The organism is Rothia halotolerans (genome assembly GCF_004136635.1).
GTDB lineage: Bacteria > Actinomycetota > Actinomycetes > Actinomycetales > Micrococcaceae > Rothia > Rothia halotolerans.
This window is the reverse complement of sequence record NZ_NOIU01000001.1, coordinates 106361-130082: the sequence shown is the minus strand read 5'-3', so window position 1 is coordinate 130082 and position 23722 is coordinate 106361. Positions and strand designations below refer to the sequence as shown.

Genomic DNA, 23722 nt, shown 5'->3' with positions numbered 1-23722 from the left:
AAGTTCTTCTCCCCGCACCCCGGCACCCGCGGGCATCGCGTGACCGGGAGCGGGCGCCAGCCACGCGCAACGCGAAAGGTCGCATCCCCCTTGACTCAGCCCACAGCACTCTCGGACGACCCCTTCGGCCTCGTCGGCCTCACCTACGACGACGTCCTGCTGCTTCCCGGCAACACCGAGGTCAACCCCTCGGAGGCGGACACCACCACCCGCCTGTCCAAGCGCATCTCCCTGAGCAGCCCCATCATCTCCGCGGCGATGGACACCGTGACGGACTCCCGCATGGCGATCGCGATGGCCCGCCTCGGCGGGATGGGCGTGATCCACCGCAACCTCTCCATCGCCGACCAGGCCGAGCACGTGGACCGGGTCAAGCGCAGCGAGTCCGGGATGATCACCAACCCGGTCACCATCACCCCGGACGCCACCCTGCGCGAGCTGGACGACCTGTGCGGGCACTTCAAGATCTCCGGCCTGCCCGTGGTGGACGAGGGCGGCGTCCTGCTGGGCATCATCACCAACCGCGACACCCGATACCTCCCCGAGGAGGACTTCGAGACCCGCCGGGTCGAGGAGATCATGACGCGGATGCCGCTGATCACCGGCCACGAGGGGATGCACAAGGACGAGGCCTTCGAGCTGCTGGCCAGCAACAAGATCGAGAAGCTCCCGCTGGTCGACGACGCCGGCCGCCTGACCGGCCTCATCACCGTCAAGGACTTCACCAAGACCGAGCAGTACCCGAACGCGACCAAGGACGAGGAGGACCGCCTGCGCGTCGGCGCCGCCGTCGGCTTCTTCGGTGACGGCTACGAGCGCGCGATGACCCTGGTCGAGGCCGGGGTGGACGCGCTGTTCATCGACACCGCCAACGGCCACTCCCAGGGCGTGCTGGACATGATCGCCCGGCTCAAGAAGGAGCCGGCCGCGGCCCACGTGGACGTCATCGGCGGCCAGGCGGCGACCCGCGAGGGCGCCCAGGCGATCGTCGACGCCGGCGCGGACGCCGTGAAGGTCGGCGTCGGCCCCGGCTCGATCTGCACCACGCGCATCATCGCCGGCGTCGGCGTCCCGCAGATCACGGCCATCAACGAGTCCGCCAAGGCCACCATCCCGGCCGGCGTCCCCCTGATCGCCGACGGCGGCCTGCAGCACTCGGGCGAGATCGGCAAGGCCATCGTGGCCGGCGCCGACTCGGTCATGCTCGGCTCGATGCTCGCCGGCTGCGACGAGTCGCCCGGGGACCTGATCTTCATCAACGGCAAGCAGTTCAAGGCCTACCGCGGGATGGGCTCGCTCGGCGCGATGCAGACCCGCGGCAAGCAGGCCTCCTTCTCCAAGGACCGCTACTTCCAGGCCGACGTCAAGAGCGAGGACAAGCTCATCCCCGAGGGCATCGAGGGCCAGGTGGCCTACCGCGGCCCGCTCTCGGCGGTGCTGCACCAGCTGGAGGGCGGCCTGCGCCAGACGATGTTCTACGTCGGCTCCCCGGACATCGACCAGCTCAAGCACAAGGGCCGGTTCGTGCGGGTCACCCCGGCGGGGCTGAAGGAGTCCCACCCCCACGACATCACCATGACCGTCGAGGCCCCCAACTACCGCCGCTGAGCCGCGCCCGGGCCGCGCGGCCCGCGAAAGGAAGACCGTGAGTTACGACATCGAAATCGGGCGCTCGAAGCGGGCACGCCGCACCTACTCGCTGGACGACATCGCCCTGGTCCCGGCCCGGCGGACCCGGGATCCCCGGGACGTCTCGACGGACTGGCAGATCGACGCCTTCTCCTTCCCGGCCCCGGTGCTGGGCGCCCCGATGGACTCGGTGATGTCCCCGGCCTCGGCGATCGAGCTCGGCCGCCTCGGCGGCCTGGGCGTGCTCAACCTCGAGGGCCTGTGGACCCGGTACGAGGACCCGCAGCCGTACCTGGACGAGATCTCGCTGCTGCCCGGGGACGACATGCCGCGGGTGACCTCCCGGATGCAGGAGATCTACGCGGAGCCGATCAAGGCCGAGCTGATCACCGAGCGGCTGGCGCAGATCCGGGAGGCCGGCGTCGTCGTCGCGGGCTCGCTGACGCCCCAGCGCACCCAGGAGTTCTACCGGACCGTGGTGAACGCGGGGGTGGACGTCTTCGTCATCCGGGGGACCACGGTCTCCGCCGAGCATGTCTCGCAGAACCAGGAGCCGCTGGACCTCAAGGAGTTCATCTACGAGCTCGACGTGCCGGTGATCGTCGGCGGGGCCGCCGGATACACTCCCGCGCTGCACCTGATGCGCACGGGTGCGGCGGGCGTGCTGGTGGGCTTCGGCGGGGGCGCGACGACGACCACCCGCCGCGCGCTCGGCATCCACGCCGCGATGGCCACCACCATCTCCGACGTCGCCGCCGCCCGCCGGGACTACCTCGACGAGTCCGGCGGCCGCTACGTGCACGTGATCGCCGACGGCGGCCTGGGCGTCTCCGGGGACATGGTCAAGGCCATGGCCATGGGGGCCGACGCCGTGATGATCGGCGCCCCGCTGGCCCGCGCCACCGACGCGCCGGGCCGCGGCTACCACTGGGGCCCCGAGGCGCACCACCACGAGTTCCCTCGCGGCGCCCGCACGCAGATGAGTCAGGTCGGCTCCTTCGAGACCGTGCTGCACGGTCCCTCGAACCACGTGGACGGCACCTCCAACCTGGTGGGCGCCCTGCGCCGGGCGATGGCGACCACGGGCTACTCGACGCTGAAGGAGTTCCAGCGCTCCGAGGTGGTCATCACCAACCGGCTGTAGCCGAGGCGGCCGGAGGAGCCCGGCGCTTGCGGGCGGCCCCGGGCCCGCCCGCCGCTGTGATCCGCCCCGCTCGATGAGCCGTCTCCCAGGATGATTCGATACGCTGGACAGCGTGCTTAAACTCGCTCTGACCCCGCGGTGGCTGGCCGGGCTCCTGCTCGCCCTGCTGCTGGCCACCGGCTTCATGCTGCTGAGCCAGTGGCAGCTGGATTCGGCGTCCTCGGGACAGATCCACGAGGATCCCGCCAAGGAGGTCGTGGAGCCGCTGGAGGGGAAGGTCCAGGCGCTCGAGCCGGTCCTGGCCTCCGAGGCCGACTCGATGGTGGAGACCACCGGGGCCTACGTCCCGGACAGCACCGTCCTGGTGGCCAACCGGGTCAACGAGGGGACGTCCGGCTACTGGGTCGTGACCCGCTTCGTGCCGGAGGGCCAGGCGCCGGTGGCCTCGACGGACTCGGAGATCGCGGACCCGGACGCGACCTACTCGGTCGGCGTCGCCCGCGGGTTCGTCGAGGATCCGGAGGCGGCCGCGGCCTACGACGAGCCGGCCGGCCGGGTCACCCTGGCCGGGCGGCTGATCGCTAACGAGGCGCCGGTCGCCAGCAACCTCGTCGACGAGGCCTCCGAGGGGTCCTCCTCCGGGATGGGGGAGCCGACCGTGCTCGGCGCCGCCGCCACCGCCCAGCTGACCAACCTGTGGGACGCCCCGCTCTACTCCGGCCTGGTCACCGCGAACGCGGAGGTCCCCGCCGGCTCGCCCCTGCCCCTGGACGAGCAGGGCCGCCTGGACGACGACGCCGCCCTGGCCGCGCCCGCCGAGGGCCTCGAGACCATCCGGGCCGACCAGGTGACCGACGAGTCGATGGACTGGCTCAACATCTTCTACGCGCTCGAGTGGGTTGTCTTCGCCGGCTTCGCGCTCTACCTTTGGTGGCGGATGCTGGCCGACTCCTATCAGCGCCGCGCCCACCCCGAGAAGTTCTACGAGATCGTCCCCGCCCGCGAGGGCCGCTTCTTCTACGAGGAGCAGACGGGGCGGTACTTCTACTACGACGCCGAGGCCGAGCAGTACTTCTACTTCGACGAGCCGGAGCCGGCCGCGTCGGAGCCGGCCGCGGCGCGCTCCGAGCAATCCCCGAACCCAGAACGGAAGTGACCGAACGTGTCTGAGACCCCCGGCCCCCACGGCACCCCGCGCCCCGTGGAGCGCACGGACGGCAAGAAGGTGCCGCTGCCCCCGGACGCCAGCCCGGAGAAGGCGGCCAACGTGCGCGTCGCGCGCCGGAAGTTCGCCGGGACCCAGTCGCAGATCCGCGGCTCCCTGACCTTCTACAAGTACTGCGCCTGGATCTCCGGCACGTTCCTGCTGCTGCTGGTCGCCGAGATGATCTCCCGCTACGCGATCGGCTACGACCTCATCGCCGGCGGCCGGGACGCCTCGACGGGGGAGACGGTCGCGGTGGGCTGGCTGAACCTGGAGACCGGCAACCTGGTGGGCGGGCTGAACCTCTCCACCTGGGTCCTGATCGTCCACGGCTGGTTCTACGTCGTCTACCTCATCGCCTGCTTCCGGGTCTGGTTCCTGATGCGCTGGCCCTTCCCGCAGTTCATCGTGATGGCGCTGGGCGGAGTCGTGCCGTTCCTCTCCTTCATCGTCGAGCGGCGGATCCACCGGGAGACGCTCTCGCAGCTGCGCGCCAACCCCAAGTCCACCAAGCGCTACTAGCCCGCCCGCCGTCGGGGGCCGACCTCCGACGCGGGGATGTAGCCTAGACTGGTGCCGCTCCGTCGCCGGGGCGCACCCCCCACTCCCTCCACCGACTCCAGAGGACATGTCAGTGACCCACACCGTTGATCCGGTCTCCGCCGAACTGGAGGAGCGACCGGTACTCGTCGTCGACTTCGGCGCGCAGTACGCCCAGCTGATCGCGCGGCGCGTGCGCGAGGCCAACGTCTACTCCGAGATCGTCCCGCATTCCATGCCGGTCGAGAAGATGATGGCCAGGAACCCCGCCGCGTTCGTGCTGACGGGCGGCCCCTCCAGCGTCTACGAGGAGGGCGCGCCCTCCCTGGACCCCGCCCTCCTCGAGACGGGGGTGCCGGTCTTCGGCATCTGCTACGGCTTCCAGTCGATGGCCCAGGCCCTCGGCGGCACCGTGGCCCGCACCGGCCTGCGCGAGTACGGCGCGACGGACGCGACCCTCGCCGACGGCGGGGCCTCCTTCCTGAGCGGGACCCCCGTGATGCAGAACGTCTGGATGAGCCACGGCGACTCGGTGACCGAAGCGCCGGCCGGCTTCGAGGTGCTGGCCACCACCGAGCGCACCCCCGTGGCGGCCTTCGTCAACGAGGAGCGCAAGCTCGGCGGCGTCCAGTGGCACCCCGAGGTGAGGCACTCCAGCTTCGGCCAGCAGGCGCTGGAGAGCTTCCTGTTCAACGTCGCCGGACTCGAGCAGACCTGGACCACCGGCAACGTGATCGAGGAGCAGGTCGAGAGGATCCGCGAGCAGGTCGGGGACGCGCAGGTCATCTGCGCCCTGTCCGGCGGCGTCGACTCCTCGGTCGCGGCGGCCCTGGTCCACGAGGCCGTCGGCGACCAGCTGACCTGCTTCTTCATCGACCACGGGCTGCTGCGCGAGGGCGAGCGCGAGCAGGTCGAGCGGGACTACGCCGAGACCATGGGGATCCGCGTGGTGACCATCGACGAGTCGGAGCGCTTCCTGGGCGCGCTGGCCGGGCTCACCGACCCCGAGCTCAAGCGCAAGGCCATCGGGCGGGAGTTCATCCGCTCCTTCGAGGACGCCCAGCGCAAGCTGATCGCCGAGCTGGGCGGCCAGGGCGAGGACATCAAGTTCCTGGTCCAGGGCACCCTGTACCCCGACGTCGTCGAGTCCGGCGGCGGCGAGGGGACCGCGAACATCAAGTCCCACCACAACGTCGGCGGGCTCCCGGAGGACCTGAACTTCGACCTGGTGGAGCCGCTGCGCACCCTGTTCAAGGACGAGGTCCGCGCGATCGGCCGTCGGCTGGGGGTGCCCGAGAAGATCGTGGCCCGGCAGCCCTTCCCGGGCCCGGGCCTGGGCATCCGGGTGATCGGCGAGGTCACCCGCGAGAACCTCGAGGTGCTGCGCGCCGCGGACGCGATCGCACGCGCCGAGCTGACCCGGGCCGGGCTGGACGAGGAGGTCTGGCAGATGCCGGTGGTTCTGCTCTCGCAGGTCCGCTCGGTGGGGGTCCAGGGCGACGGCCGGACCTACGGCCACCCGATCGTGCTGCGCCCGGTCTCCTCCGAGGACGCGATGACCGCTGACTGGTCCCGGCTGCCCTACGACCTGCTCGCCCGGATCTCCAACCGCATCACCAACGAGGTGCAGGAGGTCAACCGGGTGGTGCTGGACGTGACCTCCAAGCCCCCCGGAACCATCGAATGGGAGTGATCCTCCCGCTGCCCGCCCCGGCCGCCGCGTAGGCTCCCCGGGACGGTGCGAGGCCCGCCGCCGCCCCCGCCCGGGGCGGCGGCGGGCCTCTTCGCATCCCTGCTCCCGTGCCGGATCCCCGGCATATGTTCCGGGCCCGCGCTTTCGGCGGATTCCCGGCACGGGCCCGCCTAATCTCGGAAGTGGGCCCCCGCGGCCGTGCGGCCCGCCGGGCCCGCCGCGCCGCGGCGGCCCGGGAGCCCACAGCGGCTCGCGGAGGGGGCCGGAGGGCCCCTCGATCCACAATGCGGGGCGAACGCGCGGCGTCGCGGCCCGTCCGGGGGAGCCGAGTGCAATGATCAGCTTGAGCGTGACCTCGCGGGGCCGACCGCGCGGGGTGGGGGAGGGAAGATGAACCTGGAGAGCGTGGTCGCATCGCGCCACGAGAAATGGAATGAGACCGAGCGCGCCATCATGGCCTACGTCCTGGCCAATCAGGAGCGGGTGGTCGAGTCCTCGGTGCAGGCCGTGGCCCACAGCACCTTCACGTCCCCCTCCTCCGTGATGCGGCTGACCAAGAAGCTCGGCTTCAGCGGGTTCTCGGAGCTCAAGTACTTCCTGCGGCACTCCCGCTCCGCCCCCGCCGCGGAGGGCGCGGACCTGCTGGAGGCGCAGCGGCGCGACGTCGAGGGGACGCTCGCCCAGCTGGAGCGCCTCGACCTGGAGCCGGTGCTGCACGGCATCGAGCGGGCGGGGACCGTCTACTGCTACGGGACCGACTTCTCCGCGGGCATGGCGGCCCAGGAGCTGTCCAAGGCGCTGCTGATCAGCGGTACCTCGACCGTGGTGATCCCCGGCGTCAAGGAGCTCAAGGTCAGCCTCCCGGCGATGGGCTCGGAGGACCTCCTGGTCCTCGTCTCGGGCGGGGAGGGGATGCCCGAGGCGCCGGAGCTGCCCGAGCTGTTCCTCCTCCGGTCCCTGCAGACGCTGCTCATCACCCGGCTCGGCGACCGGGAGGCCAGCTACAGCCCCGAGTGGACCGTGCACTACTGCGCGAGCCCGCTGGGCCGCGTCGCGGGCTCCGAGTGCTTCTACTCGTGGATCGGGCTCAACGTCGCGCTGGACTATCTGGTCAGACGCTACGTGATGCACCTGCGCGAGGGGCGCGCGGCGGTCCGGCCCTGAGGAGGCGGCAGGGGCCCGCCGCCCGGCAAGGCCCTCCGCCGCGGATGCGGGAACGCGGGGAGAGAACTCCTAGAATGGAGGGGTGCGCGCCGTCGCGGGCACATCACCACCAGACACGGGAAGTTGAGGCACTGTGAGCGACTCGCACTCCGTAGGAACCGGCACGTCCCCGGGAGGAGCCCCGGACGAGCGGGACGCCCCCGCCCGGCGGACCGCCCGTCCCGGTGCCCCCTGGGCCGGCGGGCGAGCGGACGCGTCGGCGTCGTTGGCCCCCTCCTCCCCGGGAGGCCCCGGTCCGGCGGACTCCTCGGGGACCCAGGACGCCCCCGCGGAGGCCCCCGAGGAGCCGGCGCACGGGGCCGGCGGGGGCTCGGAGCTGCGCCTCGGACGCTGGCTCGAGCAGGTCGAGGTCTACACCGGCCCGGACGCCCTGCTGGACTTCAACCGCGTCGACAACGTGCACATCGACCTCACGGAGTCGAATCCCTCGGGCTACGCCCAGCTGCTCTCGGGCCGCAAGACCCGCCTCTCGACCATCCTCCGGGACCGCGCGGCGCTGAGCACCGGCATGCGCTCCGCGCAGGCCATCCGCGCCAAGACCTTCGAGCTCGACGCCGACCACGGCCTCTCCGCGGGCTTCTTCGCCGCCGGCACGGCCTCGTGGATCTCCCGGGAGGAGCGGGTGCGAGCCCCCGGCCAGCGCCGCGGCGTCGAGAAGCGCTTCATCGCCCCGATCCTGCTGGCCCCCATCAGCATCAACCCGCACCCCGACGGCGACGACTACGAGCTGCGGCTGACCGGCCCGGCCCGCCTCAACCCGGGCATGGTGCGCCAGCTGCGCAAGGAGTACGGGATCGACCCGGTGGCCGAGGGCGTGGCCCGCAAGGCCGTCTCCGGCTCGCGGCTGACGCCCGAGCCCGTGCTCGAGGCCCTTCGCACCCTGTGCTCCGGGGTGCTGGGGATGCACGTCGAGGCCACCACCGTCGTCTCGACCTTCGCGGACCTCTCCGACACCGTGGGCCAGCTGCCCACCCGGTCCGCGGCCGGGATCCTGCGGGACCTCTCGGACCTGGAGACGGCCGAGGTCGACGGTCCGCGGACCCGCCGCGGCTTCTCGCACGAGCCCGCGCACCCGGACGCGCTGAGCCCGCGGGACGAGGCGCTGGTCTACGACGCCGACTCCCGGATCTCCGAGATCACCCAGCTGGCGCGCGCGGGCGAGTCGATGACCGTCACCGCGCCCCCGGGGACGCAGCTGCTGCGGGCGGCGCTCAACGTCGTCGCCGCCCTCGCCGAGCAGGGCAAGTCGGTCATGGTCCTCGGAGAGCGCCGCGCGACGCTGGCCGAGGCCAAGCGCAGGCTCAAGGAGCTGGGGCTGGCGGACCTGGTGCTCGAGCCGGGGGAGGAGAACGACCCGGAGGAGCTCTCCCGCTCCCTGATCTCCTCGATCGTGGACCGCGAGCGCTCCGAGGAGCCCTCGCTGGAGGCGCTGCACCGCGACCTCGTGCAGGCGCGGGAGCGGCTGTCCGAGCACGTCGAGTCGCTGCACTGGCACGAGGAGCGCTGGGGCGTGACCCCCTACCGCGCCATGCAGACGCTGGCCGAGCTCACCGCCAAGGACCCCGCGCCCTCCACCCGGGTGCGCTTCAAGCGCGCGGTGCTCGACGCGACCGTGGACCGCGCGGAGACCGTGGCCCAGCTGGAGCGCGCCGCCGAGCTGCGGGCCTTCCACGGGACGACCAAGCACTCGCCGTGGTTCGGCGCCAAGCTGGTCAACACCGAGGAGACCACCCGCGCCCGCGCCCTGGTGCGCGAGATCCTGGAGACCGCGCGCGAGCTCGGCGAGCGCCTGCACTCCGCGCTCGGGTCGGCGGGCCTGGAGCGGGCCGAGACCCTGGCGGGCTGGGAGGAGCAGCTGGACCTGCTCGAGGGCGTGGAGGAGTCGCTCGAGCGCTTCACCCCCGAGATCTTCGACGGGCCGGTCACCGACCTGATCGCCGCGACCGCGTCCTCCGGATGGCGCCGCGAGCGCGGGATCGACATGTCCGCCCTGCAGCGCTCCAAGCTGCGCCGGGCGGCCAAGGAGTACATCCGCCCCCAGGTGCACCTCTCCGACGTGCACCGCTGCCTGGTCACGGTCCAGGAGCAGCACGAGGCCCGGCAGAGGTGGGCCGTGGACGACCGCGTCGTGTCGGTCCCCGAGGGGCTCGCTGAGCTGCGGCGGACCTACGACCGGCTCTCGGCGGAGGTCTCGGGGCTGGCCATCGTCATGGAGGACAGCCCGGCGCGGCGCGACTACTTCCAGACGCCGATCCGGGAGCTGCTGCGGATCCTGGAGACCATGGCCCAGGATCCCTTCCTGCTGGACACCCTGCCGGAGCGGGAGCGCCTGCTGAGCATCCTGCGCGGCAAGGGGCTCGGCGAGCTGCTGGTGGACCTGGAGCAGCGGGCGGTGCCGCAGCGCGCCGTCGCGGACGAGCTCGACCTCGCCTGGTGGCAGTCGGCCTTCGAGATCATGCTGACCCGCTCCGAGGTCAACCTCGTCGACGGCGACCGCCTCGGCGAGTGGGAGGCCGTGTACCGGCGCACCGACGCCGCGCACGTGGCCTCGGGCCCCTCCCGGGTGCGCCACGGCGCGGCGCGGGGGTGGAACCGCGCCGTGAACCTCAAGCCGGTCCAGGCCCGCCAGCTGCGCCGGCTGCTCAAGGGCGCGCCGGCCCCCCTGGCCGAGTACCTGGAGGAGGCGCCCCGCGTCCTGGCGGCCCTGCGGCCGCTGTGGCTGACCAGCCCGTTCGCCGTCGGACGGAGCCTGCCCGCGCAGGCCCGGGTGGACGCCGTCGTGGTGCTCGACGCCGAGTCGACGCCGCTGGGGGCCTGCCTCGCCGCGTTCGCGCGCGCCGACCAGGTGATCGCGATCGGCGACGACGCCTCGGGCTACCCCCAGCCCTTCATCGTCTCCCCGCTCCTGGGCAAGGAGCGGGAGGCCAGCGGGACGCCGGTGGAGTCCGTCCTGGAGGTGCTCGACCGGATCTATCCCTCGCGCACGCTGGAGCGGGTCCACGACTGCCGCGACCGGGTCCTGCTCGAGTACCTGAACGAGGAGTTCTACGACGGCGCGCTGCGCTCCATGCCCTACGGCGAGGAGGTCGTGGACTCGGTGCGCTCGCTGCGGGTCGACTACCTGCACGCCGAGCAGCCGGACGACCACCTGGGCGCCCCGGTCGTCGAGTCCCCCGCCGCGGAGGTGCGGGCGGTGGTCGGGATGATCTTCGACCACGCCGCCCGGAACCCGCGGCAGTCCCTGGCCGTGCTGACCGCCGGCCCGCGCCACGCCGCCCGGATCGCGGAGGGGGTGCGCTACGGCATCGGTCGGCACCCGGAGCTCGCCGAGTTCTTCGCCCCGCGCTCGGAGCCCTTCCGGGTGCTCGACCTCGCCCGGGCCCGCGGCGTGCGGCGGGACCGGGTGATCCTGTCCCTGGGCGTGGCCCCGGAGGCGGGCGGGCGCGCCGACCACTTCGGCCAGCTCGCCGACTCCCGGGGGAGGCAGCGCTTCGTCATGGCGATGACGGCCGCGCGCTTCCACACCCGCGTCGTCTCCTCCCTCACGCTCGAGCAGCTGCGGGCCTGCGACCTCCGGACGGGGACGGCGGACCTGGTGGGCCTGCTCGAGCGGTACGAGGCGGCCCGGCAGGCCGAGTCCTCGGGCGGGCCGGCCGAGCCCGGACGGCTGGGCGGGGGAGAGGACCCGCTGGCGGGCGACCGCTCGGCAAGCCGCTTCCTCTCCGTGTACGACCCCGACGAGCGTGAGCAGCAGGCCGACTGGCTCCTGGCCGACCTGGCCGGGCGCCTGCGCATCCGCGGCGCCCAGGTGGGGCTGAGCCCCGAGCTGGAGGTCGACGCCGTCGCCACGGCGCCGGGGGAGTCGCTCTCCGCCGGGGCGATCCCCAGTCCCCGGGCGCGAACCTCCGGGCAGGGGACCCGCGGGCCGCGGGAGACGGCCGAGCCCCTGCGCTTCCCCGTCGCGGTGACCTCCGACGGCACCGAGGAGTACGCCAGGATGACGGTGCGCGAGCGCTCGCGGCTGCTGCCCGAGCTGCTGATGAGGACCGGATGGAACCACACGCCGGTGTGGACGGTCGACGTCTTCTCCGATCCCCAGGGCGTCGCGGAGGGGATCCTCCGGACCCTGGGAGTCGACCCGGGCGCCGCCGCCGAGGCCGGCCCGGGATCCCACGACGCCGAGCGCGGACGGTTGGCCTCCGGCGGCCGCGCCGCCGCGGAGGCTCCGGGACCGCACGAGGGAGCCTGACGGTGAGCGATCCTCAACCGCGGCGATACCGGCACCGGGGCCCCCGCCGCGCGAGCGGCGGGACCTGGACCGCGCCTGAGCCCGAGGACGGGCCCCCCGCCCCGGCGGAAGGCGAACGCCCCCAGGAGCCCGCTCAGCCCTCGGATCCGGGGGCCGCCCGGCCCCAGCGTCCGGGCGCGCAGAAGGACGACGTCGCGAAGGACCGTGCCGCGAAGGACGTTCCCGCGCGCGGGGACGCGCCCCTGGACGCGCGGGCCCGCTGGCTGATGGAGGAGCGCCCGCCGCACTGGGGATGACCTCCCGGTTCTGCCCCGGCCCTGGATCTGCCGGGGCAGGACCGGCACCGGACCGGGACAGTTCCGTGGGCGTCTCCGGGACAGTTCCAGGGGCGGGGACGGGAGCAGGAGCCGCCTCAGGCCGGGCCCCTCACCGATGCACGGCGAAGCCCATCCCTCCATCCGCCGCGGCGAGCCGGCGGGCCTCCTCGATGCCGACGCCGACCAGGACCGGCCCCGCCCCGCCCTCCCGCGACGCGGCGCCCCACCCGGCCTCGGCTCCGCTCGTGGCGCCGTCGGGCCCTCGGAGGATCAGGGCCTCGGCCTCGATGACCTCCCCCTCCGGCGAGGAGGCCAGGAGCGTGGCGCGGACGCCGGGGCTCAGCAGCTCCTGCGACGTCGGCTCCCGGGCCCGGACGCTCACGGCCACCATGCCCTCGGGCAGCTCCCGTACGAGCTCCCCGGAGGAGACCATGCCGCTCGCCAGGACCTCGCCTCGGCGCACCGGGACCGCGAGCTGCGACTCGAGGAGCTCGGAGCGGAGGGCCTCCGCCTCCTCGGCGCGGGGCAGGCCGGGGCCGGAGGCCTCGCGCACGGCGAGGTCCCCCGCCGTGACGAGGTGGCCCACGGGCAGGTCCCGCTCGGCGACCACGAGCCGTCCCGGCGGGGCGGGGGAGCCGCGCGGCACCAGGATCGCCGCAGCGGCCGCGAGGATCAGGAGGAGCGCGCCGACCCCGCGGGCGCGCCGGCTCAGCGCCGACCGCCACCGCACCCACACCGGGATGACGCGGGGCGCGCCTCTGCGTCGGGGAGCGGGCGGGCGAGAGAGGGAGCCGCGGCGGGCGCCGTCGCCCTCGGGGCGCAGGTCGTTGCCCGGGTCGACGGAGCGGCGGATCGGGCCGTCTCCGGGGGAAGTCAGGCCGGGGCAGCCGGCGGCCCCGACGTCGACGAGGCCGGTTCCGGCGGCGGGACGGATCCGCCGTCGAGACGGGGGCGGGAACGGGAGCAGAGGGGAACGCGAGACCATGTCGCCAGACTGGCACCCCGCGGCCCGTCCCGCCGTCCCCGGGAGCGGAAGAGGGCCGAACGGTGGATAACCCTCCCGCTCAGCTCCTCCGGGAGGGCCCTCGGGACGGCCGCCTCAGGACTCGGAGGAAGAGGAGGAGGTCGAGGAGGCCGAAGAGGAGCCGCTCGAGGAGGCCGCCTTGGCGTCGGTGCTGTAGAACCCGCTGCCCTTGAAGCTCACGCCGACGGTGTTGAACTTCTTGCGCAGCTCCGGTCGGTGGCACTCGGGGCACTCGGTCAGGGCGTCGTCGCTGAACGCCTGGCGGATGTCGAAGCGGTGCTGGCAGCTCTTGCACTGGTAGGCGTAGACGGGCACGCTGGTCCTCCCTCGTGAAGTCGGTATCGGCGCACCATCATACTCCTGCGCGCGTGCCCCGGCTCCCGCGGGCTACCGGCCCAGGGGGAAGCTCACCAGGCCCTGCTCGGTGCAGGCCTCGAGCAGGCGCGCGTCGTGCGGCTGGGCGGGCACCCGGCCCGCGGGCAGCAGCTCGTCCGCGTAGAGGACGCCGACGGCGCCCGCCGCCCCCGCGGCGTCGAGCGCGGTGTCGTAGTAGCCGCCCCCGTAGCCCATGCGCACGCCGTCGGCGTCGACGGCCAGGGCCGGGACGAGGCGCACCGCGGCGCGCAGGAACTCCTCGGCGTCCAGGAGCTCGCCCTCCGGCTCCTCGATGCCGAAGCCCGCCTGCCGGACCGGTACGCCGGGGAACCACTCCGCCCACGCCAGCCGCCGCTCGGGCAGGCTGACGGGGACGATCACCCGGCGGCCCGCGGCGTGGAAGGCCTCCATCGCGTCGAGCAGGGGCGGCTCGGTCGGCGTCGGCATGAAGGCGGCGACCGTCCCGCCGGCCGGGCAGCGGCGCCGCACGAGCGGGCCGAGGTGCTCCGCGAAGGCGCGGGCGTCGCGGGAGCGCTCGGCGGCGGCGTCGTCCTCCAGCGCCCGCTGTCCGCGCCGGTCCATCATCAGCCCGCGCAGGCGGGCCTTCTCCTCGACGGCGTCCATCCCGCCTCCCGTGCTCTCCATACGCCGACCGTAACTCACGTACGCCATACTCCGCGGTAGTGGGGGAATGGGGCGGGTCCTCCGCTATGGTGTGGTTATGACCGCAAATACATCTGCACAGCCCGTCACCAAGGCAGTGATCCCCGCCGCGGGCATGGGAACGCGCTTCCTCCCGGCGACGAAGGCCAGCCCCAAGGAAATGCTGCCGGTCGTCGATCGGCCCGCCATCCAGTACGTCGTCCAGGAGGCCGTCTCGGCGGGCCTGGACGACATCCTCATGATCACCGGCCGTTCCAAACGCGCGCTCGAGGACCACTTCGACCGCGTCCCCGACCTCGAGGCCTCCCTCAAGGAGTCGGGCAAGGACGCCCTGCTGGAGTCCGTCGAGCAGGCCACGGCCCTGGGCGAGCTGCACTACCTCCGCCAGGGCGACCCGCGCGGGCTGGGCCACGCGGTGCTGCGGGCCAAGACGCACGTCGGCGAGCACCCCTTCGCGGTGCTGCTGGGCGACGACCTGATCGACGAGAAGGAAGATCTGCTGGTCCGCATGATCGAGGCGCAGCGGAGCACCGGCGCCAACGTCGTCGCGCTCATGGAGGTCCCGCAGGACCAGATCAGCGCCTACGGCTGCGCGGCCGTGGAGGCCGTGGAGGGCGAGGACTACGTCAAGGTCACCGGCATGGTCGAGAAGCCGGCTCCCGAGGACGCGCCGTCCAATCTCGCGATCATCGGCCGCTACGTGCTGCACCCCCGCGTCTTCGACGTCCTGGAGAACACCCCTCCCGGGCGCGGCGACGAGATCCAGCTCACCGACGCGCTGGAGACCCTGGGGCAGGGCAGCGGCGAGGGCGAGGGCGTCTACGGCGTCGTCTTCAAGGGCCGTCGCTTCGACACCGGGGACAAGCTCTCCTACCTGAAGGCCAACGTCATCCTGGCCGCCGAGCACGAGGACCTCGGGCCGGGCATCCGCTCGTGGCTCAAGGAGTTCGTGGAGACGCTCCCGGCCGAGTAGCCCGCCGGCCCCGGTGGGGGCCGAGGGACCGTGCGGTGGGCGCGAGGGCGCCGGAGGACGAGTGCGTCCGCCGGCGCCCTCGCGCGTCCCCTGGGATGAGCCGTGGGGGGGCGGAGAGGTCGTCGGCGCGTCCGCGGAGGCCACCCTCCCGCCCGCTCTGCGCGCCGATCCTCCCGCCCGCTTCGAGGACCCTCCCGTCCCTCTTCGAGCCCCGCCATCCTCTCCGGGTCCTGCGACCGTCTCCCGCCCCCGTGCCCGCCCCGCGGGAGACACGGCGCGACGCACCGGGACGGCCGGGGTGAACCCCGGCGTCCCAGCGGATACAGTGAGGGGGTGACTTTCTCCTGGGTTTCGATGTCGAGCATCCTGCTCCTCGTCGTCTTCGTTCTCCTGGCGCGCCTGGTGCGCAGCATCGACCGCAAGCGCCATCCCGTGGTTGTTGCCCAGGTCACCGCACGGGATATCATGGAGGAGTCAACCCCCGCCTTCCCCCGGGACCATGCCCCTGCGTGTCAAAGGACCGACATGACGAGCAATCTCCCTCCCGGCGAGCCCGAAGGCGCGGCTGAGCCCATCCGAGACCCCCGCCCCGAGGGCGTGCGCGTCCCGCGTAGCGAAGGCGCCGCCCCCGCCGGGTGCGCTGCGGCCCCGGGCATCCGCTGGGGCCGCACCGCCATCGCCCTGGCCGGGCTGCTCGGCCTGCTGGGCGCCGCCCTCACCGCGGTCCTGAGCCCCTTCACCGGCATCGGCTGGCCCCTGCCGGTCTTCCTCGTCATCGTGGGGATCGGCGCCCTGGCCTCCCTGCGCTACCTGGCCCTGAGCGACCGCGAGGCGCTCCGGGCCGGCGGCACGACGTCGCGTTCCGCGGCTCCGGCCTCGAGCTCCGCCTCGGCCGCCACTGCATCGCGTCCGGCGGTCCGCGCCGGGGAGGGGACCGCCGGCCGGGCGTCGTCGCGCTCCGCTTCGGAGGCGCGGGCCTCCGGCCGTTCCGAGGCCACGGGACGCTCGGCCTCCGCCCGCACCGAGGCGCCCGAGCGGCAGGCCCCGTCTGTCTCCGCCCCCGCGCGGGCTGCGGGGGCCCCGGCCCGGCCTTCCGCCCGGGGCTCCTCCGCCGCGCCGGCCGCTGGCCGTCGGGCGTCCGCCGACGTCGTGGCCCCCGCCTCGGGCGCCCTCCGCTCCGCCCCGCGTCGTCCCACCGCCGCGACCCCGCAGCCCCGCCTGTACGACCGCGCGCCCCAGGCGCCGACCGGCGAGTCCCGGGGGGAAGCCCCCCGGAACGGTCTCGCGGAGCTGCGGGCCCAGGCCAAGCGCTCCGCGGCGCGTCCCAGCGAGGCCTTCCGCGCGACGGGCAGCACGTGGGACCCGGTCGAGGTCCCCAAGCCCACCTACGTCGACGCCCCCGAGGCGCACCGGGAGCGGCCCGAGCCGCTCACGCCCCCGGCCGAGCCGGAGGCCCACTCCAAGAGCCTCGAGGAGGCGAGCCGCCGGGCCCGTCCCATCGACCTCGACGACGTGCTCTCCCGCCGCCGCGCCTGAGGCGCGGCGCGCGGGCCGCCCTGACCGCCCACCACACCCACTGACGCGACCGCGCCGCCCCACCCGGCGGACCGCGCTCGCCCGACCGGGCCGCCGGCGGCGACGGCCCACGGAGGCCCCATGAGCAAGAGCCAGCTGGAGATCGAGAAGAAGTACGAGGCCCCCGCGGACGGGACCGCAGGGCCCGACCTCGAGGACGTCCCCGGCCTCTCCGTCGCCGAGGTGCAGGACCAGGAGCTCGACGCCACGTACTTCGACACCGAGGCCCGCGACCTGCTGGCCCGGAAGGTCGCGCTGCGCAGGCGGCGGGGCGGTCACGACGAGGGCTGGCACGTGAAGTTCAGCTGGAACGGCGCCCGGCACGAGGTGCACTTCCCGCTGCTGAAGGACCGCACCGGGATGCCCCGGGCCGTGCAGAGCCTGGTGAGCGGGCTGACCGGCGAGGCGCCGCTGGTGCCGCTGGCGCATCTGGCGACCCACCGGCGTCGCACCCTGCTGGAGGACGAGCGGGGCGAGCAGGTGGTCGAGGTGTGCGACGACGACGTCCGGGCGCTGGACCACTCCACCGGCCGGGAGCGGGCGTGGCGCGAGTGGGAGGTGGAGCTAGCCGACGCCGGGTTGCCCGCCGAGGTCGCCGAGCACGCCTTCTCGGTCCTCGACGAGGCGCTGCGGAAGGCCGGGGCCGCCGAGTCCTCCTCGGTCGCGAAGATCGCCCGCGCGCTGGGGGAGGACCGGGCCTTCGACGAGGCGGCGGACATCCCCGGCGAGGAGTACCCGACCGGAGGGAAGCCGACGGCGGAGGATCCGAGCAGGGAGAAGCCTGCCGGGAAGGGATCGCGGGACGAGGCGGCGACCCCCGGCGGGACCGGGGCCCCGGTCGCCAACGGGGCGGCCTTGGTGACCGCCCTGCTCCGCCCCCACCTGGAGGAGCTGCCGGTCCTCGACCTGGCGGTGCGCGCGGACGCCCCCGACGCCGTCCATCAGCTGCGGATCCGGATGCGGTCCATCCGCAGCATCCTGCGGGGCCTGCGCGGCTCCATGCCGCGGTCCCTCAGCGAGGGCATCGTGGAGGGCCTGCGCTCGGCGGGCCTGGCCCTGGGCGAGGAGCGGGACCTGGAGGTCATCCGCAAGGAGATCGAGCGGCAGTCCGCCTGGCCGGGGCTGACCCGGGCGGCCCGCCGCGAGCTGGAGGACCTGCTCGAGGAGGAGGGGCGGGCCGCCCACCGGCGCGCCGTCGCCCACCTGGGATCCGAGGAGCACCGGAGAGTCCTCGAGGAGCTCACCGCCCTGGTCGAAGAGCCGAGGCTCCGCCGCTCCGTGGCGGACGCCTCCCCGCGCAAGCTGGGCCGCCGGATGGTCGAGGAGCTCGAGGGCAGGGTGCGACGCCGCCGGGAGAAGGCCCGCGCGGCGTGGCGGAAGGCCGGTGCCGGCGAGGTCGGCCCGGAGGCGGTGGCGGCCCTCGGGCTGCACGTCGGGGCCGAGGAGGACGCGGCGCCCGGCCGCAAGGTCCTGCGACGGCTCCACGACGTCCGCAAGGCCGCCAAGAGCCTGCGGTACGCCGCCGAGGCCCTGGAGGCCACCGGCGTCCTCTCGCAGAAGCGGGCCGCCAAGGTGGACGCCCTGCGCTCGGAGGCCTCCGCGACGCAGTCGGTCCTGGGCCGCCTGATGGACGCCGGCGCCGCGCAGGACTGGCTGGAGCACGCGGCGAGGACGCTGCAGAGGCGCGACGCCGACCGGCTCGCCGTCGGCATCCTGCTGGGCGGCATGGCCGGGGAGCACGAGCGGCGCCTGGAGGACGGCCTGCGGGCCGTGGGCGCCTGAGGGCAGCGGGAACCGCGGGCGCCGCCGGTGTCGGGGGCGTCCGGGAGACCCTGGCGCCGCTGTCCGACGCCGTCTCGCGGGCAGCGCCGAGCCCCCGACGTCGGAGGCCGCCTCACCGGTGGAGCGCGGCTCCGGCCCCTCGGCCGCCTCACCGGCTAGGCCCGGCTCCCTGACCTCTGGGGCGTCCTCACCGAGACGTGACGGCCAGCTCCGCGGCGGCCCGGCGCAGCCCGGCCGCAGTCTCGGGGACGCCCTCTTCCGCGGCCCACGCCACGTAGCCGTCCGGGCGGACCAGCGCGGCGGCGGGCGTCCCCGCGGCATCCCGCCCCCCCCGGCGCCTGAGCGATCCCCGGACGGCAGCCGCACCACCGCGAGGCCGGGAGGGACCGGTTCCTGCCAGCCGCCGAAGTCCACCAGGGTCGGCAGCGCGGAGCCCAGCCGGGCGTCGAGGTCGCCGACGGCGGGGACGAACCGGCCGACCAGCGGGTGGGCCCCGGCGGCGGCGGGATAGACGACGTCGGATCCCTCGAGCAGGCGCGCCATGCGCCCGGTGACGGCCGGCTCCTCGAACAGCTCCGTCAGCAGTGCCCGCAGCGAGGCGATCGCGCTGCCCGGGGACAGCAGTAGGGTCTGCACCTGCGTCTGCATCGCGACCCGCTCGGCGGCGGGGCGCCGCTCCGCCTCGTAGCCGGGGAGCAGATCGCCGGCGCCCCGCAGCGTCGCGGCGAGGCGCCATGCCAGGCAGGCGGCGTCCTGGAGGCCGACGTTCAGCCCCGGCGCGCCGACGGCGTTGTGGACGTGCGCGGCGTCGCCGGCGAGCAGGACGCGGCCGCGGCGGTAGGAGGAGGCGATGCGCGTGTTGCGCCCCCTCCAACGGCGCAGCTGGTGCGGTCCGGGGCCCTCGGGCGCCCGCAGCGGGACCCGGGCCCCCAGCACCCTCCTCAGGGCCTCGGAGACCTCCTCCACGGTCACCTCGGGCTTCTCTGCTCCGGCAGGCTCCCCGTCGCCCCATTCCATGACGCTGACCAGCAGGGCCCCACCCGGGCGCGGCATCATCACCCACGCTCCCGCTTCCGTCCGGTGCCACTGGTAGAGCCCCAGCCGGCCGGCCCCGGGGACCTCGGCCGCGGCCTCCCGCGGCCTGACCTCGGCGCCCAGGATGTGGGCCTCGGCGGTGCGCGAGACGACCTCCGCGTCGGTGACGCCGGGGAACCCGATGCCCGCGAGGCCGCGGACCCGGCTCGAAGCGCCGTCGCAGCCGACGAGGTACGCCGCGCAGACGCGGCTCTCCCCGGCTTCCTCGCGGACCCGCACGGACACCGAGCCGCCCTCCTCGGTCCAGCCGAGGAGCTCGCACGGCCTCCTGAGCTCCGCGCCCAGCTCGGACGCCCTCTCGGCCAGCGCCGCCTCGAGGCCCCGCTGGGTGACGGGCAGGCCGTGCAGCGGATCCTCCGGGGCGGAGGTCAGGTCCAGCGGGATGCCCCCGAACTGGAAGACCGACGACGCTGCGGGAGGCTCGGCGAGGCCCATCCGCTCCGGCAGGCCCCGATGGCGCAGCAGCCGGGCCGCCTGCCCGACCACGGCGTTCGCCTTCGGCTCGGCGCCGGGAGCGGCGAGCCGGTCCACCACCAGGACCCGAATCCCCGCGCCGGCCAGGTCCCCAGCGAGCAACAGGCCCACTGGGCCGGCTCCCGCCACGACGACGTCGTACGAGTCCATCTTCTGATCCCCTGCCTCTCCCCGGCGCGCTGGGCCGGCTCCTTCGCGAGGCGGTTGATTCTACTCGGCTGCAGCGGGGCGCAGGAGGGCGGGGCGAGGACCGGCCAGCAGGGACGGCTTAAAAGGCGGATGGGCCCCGGTCTCCCGGGGCCCATCCTTTGCATCACACACAGGAAGAAGATCTTCACACGGCGGAGGCGCCGGTCCGTCAGGCGGCGGATGGTCCGCCGTTCCCTCCGAACTGCCTCCCGGCTATTTGGTAATAAAAACATAACCTAATGGGATGAGGTTTGGCTACCCTCACCTGAGGTTTCCGCAGAAAAAATCTGCATCGCCGAAGCCCGGTTCACCCTGGTGCACAATGAAACTCCTAGTCAGATCCAAGATGGTGAACGGGGGTGCCCTGCGAAAGGTGCCCTAAATCACAGTGACTCTTCGCTATCGTGCCCCGAGATCATGCCCCGAGATCCCGCAGCACGACGCCGGCCGCGTTCCATCCGCCCATCCCGTGCGCGCCGCCGCCGGGCGGCGTCGAGGATGAGCAGAGGTACAGGCCGCGGCGGCCGGCCCGGTACGGCTGCCAGGACGGCGTCGGGCGGAAGACCTGCTGGAGCCCGCTCAGGGACCCTCCGCCGATGTCCCCGCCCACCAGGTTGGGGTCCCAGTGCTCCAGTGCGGCGGGGGAGGTCACCTGGGCCTCGAGGATCCGGTCCCGGAACCCCGGGGCGAACCGCTCGATCTGCGCGTCGATCAGGGGCCGGACGTCCCGCTCGCAGCCGTTCGGCACGTGCGCGTAGGCCCACAGCACGTGACGGCCGGGCAGGGAGCAGCGAGAGGGGTCGGCAGCCTGCTGCTGGGTGACCATGACGAAGGGCCGCTGGGGCAGCGAGCCGCGGCGCACGGCGGCCTCCGCCTCCGCCATCTCGCGGGTGCTCCCGACGACGTGCGCGGTCCCAGCACCGGCCACCGCCGGGTCCGTCCAGGGGACAGGGCCGTCGAGCAGGTAGTCCACCTTGTGGGCGGCGGGGCCGTGGCGCCACCGGCTGAGGCGGCGCGCGTACCGCTCCGGCAGGTCCGTGCCGCCGAGCTCCAGGAGGCGGGAGGGCACGACGTCGAGCACCGCCGCGTCGTGCGCCGGCAGCTCTCTCAGGTCGGTCACCTCCACGCCGCAGCGGATGCTCCCGCCGGCCTCGGTCAGGGTCCGCACCAGCGCGTCCACGATCGCCTGCGAGCCGCCCCGGGCCACGGGCCAGCCGCTGGTCATCCCCAGGGATCCGAAGACGCCGCCGAAGGCCGCGGTGAGCGGGTGGGTCGGCGGCAGCATGGAGTGCAGGGCCGATCCGGTGAACAGCGCCCTGGCCCGCTCGCCCCGGAAGGCCGCGCGGGCCAGGGCGGAGGCGCTCCACACCGCCCGGGCACCGAACCTCGCCATGACGAGCGGGTCGCGCGGCCAGCGCAGGAGCGGCCCCATGACGTTGCGCGGGATCGCCTCGGGGGCCTCGGCGAACGGGGCGTGGACGGCGCGCCAGGCCCGGGTGTCGCGGCCCAGGCCGCGGGCGGTCCCCTCGGCGTCGCGCCGGAGCAGGGCGGCGGGTCCGCCGGGGAGGGGATGGGCGAGAGGGACCTCCGGATGGAGCCATTCGAGGCCGCGGTCCTGCAGGCCCAGCGCCGCGAAGGCCGGGCTCGCCGCTCCGAAGGGATGGGCGGCGGCACCCAGGTCCACGACCGTCCCTTCGCCGAGCACGGGCGCGGAGCGGCAGGCGCCGCCGGGGGCCTCGGCCCGCTCGTACACGGTCACCTCGAGTCCCGCCCGGGCGAGCCTGCAGGCCGCCGTCAGGCCGTTGGGGCCCGATCCGACCACCGCGATCCTCATGGAGCCTCCCGTTCCCCGGCGCGTGCGGACGCCGTCTTCCCTCGACCCTAGCCCCGACCCGGGCCGGAGGCCGAGGGGGCAGGCGGCCCCGTCCCCGGGTCGGCGCGGATCCCTGGGAAGGCGGGGCCGGCCGCGGCGTCGCGGCGTCGCGCCCGGATCCATGCCGTTCTCCCTGGTGATCCCCGGGTATTTCCCAGTGCGGTGAGCCACAGTGAGGGTCACTGATGGCTCGACCACGGAAGGCCCCGCCCATGAGCAGCATGTCCAGACTCTTCAAGACGATCGTCGACGCCGCCTCGTCCAGATCGGACCGGGGCGCCTCCGGGCGCCAGGGCGGGGGCCGCGACTGGCGGGCGATCGCCCACACGGTGGCGCAGAAGGTCCAGGAGAAGACGGCGCCCGCCGAGCAGCCCGGCGGGAGCCCCCAGGGCGCGCGGCCGGGGGAGCAGCGAGCCGGGACCCCCGACGGCCGGACCGCGGGCCCCGGCGACCTCGCAGGAGCCAGGACCGGCGGTCCCTCCGTCCCGGGCGGCCAGCGCCCGGACGGCGCTTCCTCCGAGGAGGAGCGCGCTCGCCAAGTACGAGTACCTGACCCGCACGGCCCCGCCGGAGAAGCTCGAGCAGGTCAACCGGGACGCCTTCGACCGCCTCTCGCCCGAGCAGCGCGACGAGGTGCGCTCGCGCTTCGACGCCGAGTTCCCCGCCCCGGAGCGTCCCGCGTCCTCCCGGCCGGAGGACCTCGCGCGCTCGGCGACCCGGGCCGAGGTCATGAAGCCCGGCCTGATCCAGCGCGTGCTGGGCGGAGGAGGCGCGGGCGCGGCACAGGGCGGACGGGGGCGCGGGCTGGGGGCCGCGGCGGCCGGCGTCGGCATCGGAGCGGCGGGCGGGGGACTGCTCGCCGCGGTGGCGGGCGGCGCGGTTCTCAGCGCGGCCGCCGGGCCGCTGCTGGAGGGCCTGCAGGGGCTGGAGGCGCCGGAGGAGATCGCGGAGCTCGGTCAGATGACCGAGGGGGTCGACGCCGAGGGCCTGCTCGGCGGGGCCGGCCTGGACCGGCTGGGCGAGCTCGGCTCCCAGTGGGGCTTCGGCGGGAACCTGTTCGAGTAGACGGTCCCCAGGCCCACGGCGTCACGCCTGGGCGACGCGCCCGCGTGCCCGGTGGTCGAAGACGGCCCAGGGCATCCCAGGCCCGGCCTGCGGAGACCCGGCGTCCGGGCGCTCAGCCGATCAGCGCCTGGATCAGCGAGACCAGCCACCCGAGGGCGCCGACGCCGAGGAAGATCAGCGCCAGCCGCGGGACGACGCGGACCGCCGCCGCGGTGCGGTGCAGGCGCATCCACCCCGGGTCCCGTGTGCTGACGTAGGCGCGATGCACCTCCGCAGAGCCGAGCGCGGCGATCTCCGCAGGGGTCAGGGGGCGCTGATGGATGCCGTCCTCGAGGATCCACCGCGCGATCGGCCCGCGGTCCTCCTCGAGGAGGACGATGGTCGCAGGCTGCCACGAGCCGTCGTAGAGCCGGATGAACAGGGCCGCGACGGCGAGCAGCAGCCCCGCCCCGAGGCCGATCCACGAGAGGGTCTCCGCGACGACGCCCACGACGTCCAGAACGCTGTCCATGAGTCATGATGATGGCACACGCGACCCCGCATCGGGCGCTGCGCGGAGGCGGATCCGACGCCGCGCGGTGCGAGGGGAGATGCCGATATGGTGAACTTCATCACCTTTTTATCCGCTGGAACT

At 74.2% G+C, this 23722-nt stretch carries 18 protein-coding genes and 1 pseudogene; 12 read left to right on the top strand and 7 right to left on the bottom strand.

The window, feature by feature from the left end:
• The first annotated feature begins 90 nt into the window (after positions 1-90).
• The 7 genes from guaB (at position 91) to EWV39_RS00645 (ending at position 11683) form a co-directional block, all read left to right on the top strand.
• Complete coding sequence (gene guaB / locus EWV39_RS00675) at positions 91-1608, top strand: IMP dehydrogenase (protein WP_129656386.1); 1518 nt, start codon at positions 91-93, stop codon at positions 1606-1608.
• Positions 1609-1645: 37 nt separating this feature from the next.
• Positions 1646-2773: a GuaB3 family IMP dehydrogenase-related protein gene (locus EWV39_RS00670; RefSeq protein WP_129656385.1), complete on the top strand. Its 1128-nt coding sequence runs from the start codon at positions 1646-1648 to the stop codon at positions 2771-2773.
• A 112-nt stretch (positions 2774-2885) separates the two neighbouring features.
• The gene (locus EWV39_RS00665; RefSeq protein WP_129656384.1) at positions 2886-3929 is read left to right on the top strand and encodes an SURF1 family protein; all 1044 of its coding nucleotides are present in this window, start codon (positions 2886-2888) and stop codon (positions 3927-3929) included.
• Positions 3930-3935: 6 nt separating this feature from the next.
• Positions 3936-4499, top strand: coding sequence for a DUF3817 domain-containing protein (locus EWV39_RS00660; RefSeq protein ID WP_129656383.1), 564 nt, complete (start codon positions 3936-3938; stop codon positions 4497-4499).
• A gap of 106 nt (positions 4500-4605) precedes the next feature.
• Entirely contained in the window at positions 4606-6210 is a 1605-nt protein-coding gene (gene guaA / locus EWV39_RS00655; RefSeq protein ID WP_193554664.1) for a glutamine-hydrolyzing GMP synthase, read from the top strand.
• Positions 6211-6600: 390 nt separating this feature from the next.
• Positions 6601-7374: a MurR/RpiR family transcriptional regulator gene (locus tag EWV39_RS00650; RefSeq protein WP_129656381.1), complete on the top strand. Its 774-nt coding sequence runs from the start codon at positions 6601-6603 to the stop codon at positions 7372-7374.
• A 133-nt stretch (positions 7375-7507) separates the two neighbouring features.
• The gene (locus tag EWV39_RS00645; protein WP_129656380.1) at positions 7508-11683 is read left to right on the top strand and encodes a DNA helicase; all 4176 of its coding nucleotides are present in this window, start codon (positions 7508-7510) and stop codon (positions 11681-11683) included.
• A 426-nt stretch (positions 11684-12109) separates the two neighbouring features.
• Here EWV39_RS00645 and EWV39_RS00640 read toward each other — a convergent pair whose 3' ends face one another.
• The 3 genes from EWV39_RS00640 to EWV39_RS00630 form a co-directional block, all read right to left on the bottom strand.
• Positions 12110-12730, bottom strand: a complete 621-nt coding sequence (locus EWV39_RS00640; RefSeq protein WP_129656379.1) for a CpaB family protein — start codon at positions 12728-12730, stop codon at positions 12110-12112.
• A 369-nt stretch (positions 12731-13099) separates the two neighbouring features.
• Positions 13100-13339 (bottom strand): FmdB family zinc ribbon protein, encoded by a 240-nt coding sequence (locus tag EWV39_RS00635; protein ID WP_129656378.1) that lies wholly within the window; start codon positions 13337-13339, stop codon positions 13100-13102.
• Positions 13340-13411: 72 nt separating this feature from the next.
• A complete protein-coding gene (locus tag EWV39_RS00630; RefSeq protein WP_165313060.1) occupies positions 13412-14044 on the bottom strand; it encodes a 5-formyltetrahydrofolate cyclo-ligase in 633 nt (210 codons plus the stop codon).
• A 76-nt stretch (positions 14045-14120) separates the two neighbouring features.
• Between EWV39_RS00630 and galU the strand changes: the two genes are divergently transcribed.
• The 3 genes from galU to EWV39_RS00615 all read left to right on the top strand — a co-directional run bounded on the left by galU (position 14121) and on the right by EWV39_RS00615 (position 18392).
• Positions 14121-15035, top strand: coding sequence for a UTP--glucose-1-phosphate uridylyltransferase GalU (gene galU, locus EWV39_RS00625; protein ID WP_129656376.1), 915 nt, complete (start codon positions 14121-14123; stop codon positions 15033-15035).
• A gap of 525 nt (positions 15036-15560) precedes the next feature.
• A complete protein-coding gene (locus tag EWV39_RS00620) occupies positions 15561-16571 on the top strand; it encodes a hypothetical protein (protein ID WP_129656375.1) in 1011 nt (336 codons plus the stop codon).
• A 120-nt stretch (positions 16572-16691) separates the two neighbouring features.
• Positions 16692-18392: a CYTH and CHAD domain-containing protein gene (locus tag EWV39_RS00615; protein ID WP_129656374.1), complete on the top strand. Its 1701-nt coding sequence runs from the start codon at positions 16692-16694 to the stop codon at positions 18390-18392.
• Positions 18393-18579: 187 nt separating this feature from the next.
• On the opposite strand, the gene EWV39_RS14325 is transcribed toward EWV39_RS00615, so the two are convergent.
• Positions 18580-18792, bottom strand: a complete 213-nt coding sequence (locus tag EWV39_RS14325) for an aromatic-ring hydroxylase C-terminal domain-containing protein (RefSeq protein ID WP_420329939.1) — start codon at positions 18790-18792, stop codon at positions 18580-18582.
• A 141-nt stretch (positions 18793-18933) separates the two neighbouring features.
• Here EWV39_RS14325 and EWV39_RS13735 point away from each other — a divergent pair, with 141 nt between their 5' ends.
• On the top strand, positions 18934-19080 hold the full coding sequence (locus tag EWV39_RS13735) for a hypothetical protein (RefSeq protein WP_165313059.1): 147 nt from the start codon (positions 18934-18936) through the stop codon (positions 19078-19080).
• 14 nt (positions 19081-19094) lie between these two features.
• On the opposite strand, the pseudogene EWV39_RS14320 reads toward EWV39_RS13735, so the two are convergent.
• Together EWV39_RS14320 and EWV39_RS00605 are read right to left on the bottom strand one after the other, a co-directional pair.
• Positions 19095-20111: pseudogene (locus EWV39_RS14320) on the bottom strand (FAD-dependent monooxygenase); the annotation flags it as partial.
• Between the two features lie 454 nt (positions 20112-20565).
• Positions 20566-21984 (bottom strand): phytoene desaturase family protein, encoded by a 1419-nt coding sequence (locus EWV39_RS00605; RefSeq protein WP_129656373.1) that lies wholly within the window; start codon positions 21982-21984, stop codon positions 20566-20568.
• A 672-nt stretch (positions 21985-22656) separates the two neighbouring features.
• On the opposite strand from EWV39_RS00605, the gene EWV39_RS00600 reads away from it, so the two are divergent.
• Positions 22657-23088, top strand: a complete 432-nt coding sequence (locus EWV39_RS00600; RefSeq protein ID WP_129656372.1) for a hypothetical protein — start codon at positions 22657-22659, stop codon at positions 23086-23088.
• Positions 23089-23200: 112 nt separating this feature from the next.
• On the opposite strand, the gene EWV39_RS00595 is transcribed toward EWV39_RS00600, so the two are convergent.
• Positions 23201-23599: a hypothetical protein gene (locus tag EWV39_RS00595; RefSeq protein WP_129656371.1), complete on the bottom strand. Its 399-nt coding sequence runs from the start codon at positions 23597-23599 to the stop codon at positions 23201-23203.
• Positions 23600-23722 lie beyond the last annotated feature (123 nt).

Excerpts from the sequence above, each read along its gene's own strand:
- EWV39_RS00620 (WP_129656375.1), top strand. The coding sequence starts at position 15,561 with ATGACGAGCAATCTCCCTCCCGGCGAGCCCGAAGGCGCGGCTGAGCCC.
- EWV39_RS00615 (WP_129656374.1), top strand. The coding sequence starts at position 16,692 with ATGAGCAAGAGCCAGCTGGAGATCGAGAAGAAGTACGAGGCCCCCGCG.
- guaA (WP_193554664.1), top strand. The coding sequence starts at position 4,606 with ATGTCAGTGACCCACACCGTTGATCCGGTCTCCGCCGAACTGGAGGAG.
- EWV39_RS13735 (WP_165313059.1), top strand. The coding sequence starts at position 18,934 with ATGCGCCCGGTGACGGCCGGCTCCTCGAACAGCTCCGTCAGCAGTGCC.
- EWV39_RS00630 (WP_165313060.1), bottom strand. The coding sequence starts at position 14,044 with ATGGAGAGCACGGGAGGCGGGATGGACGCCGTCGAGGAGAAGGCCCGC.
- EWV39_RS00605 (WP_129656373.1), bottom strand. The coding sequence starts at position 21,984 with ATGAGGATCGCGGTGGTCGGATCGGGCCCCAACGGCCTGACGGCGGCC.
- EWV39_RS00595 (WP_129656371.1), bottom strand. The coding sequence starts at position 23,599 with ATGGACAGCGTTCTGGACGTCGTGGGCGTCGTCGCGGAGACCCTCTCG.
- galU (WP_129656376.1), top strand. The coding sequence starts at position 14,121 with ATGACCGCAAATACATCTGCACAGCCCGTCACCAAGGCAGTGATCCCC.
- EWV39_RS00650 (WP_129656381.1), top strand. The coding sequence starts at position 6,601 with ATGAACCTGGAGAGCGTGGTCGCATCGCGCCACGAGAAATGGAATGAG.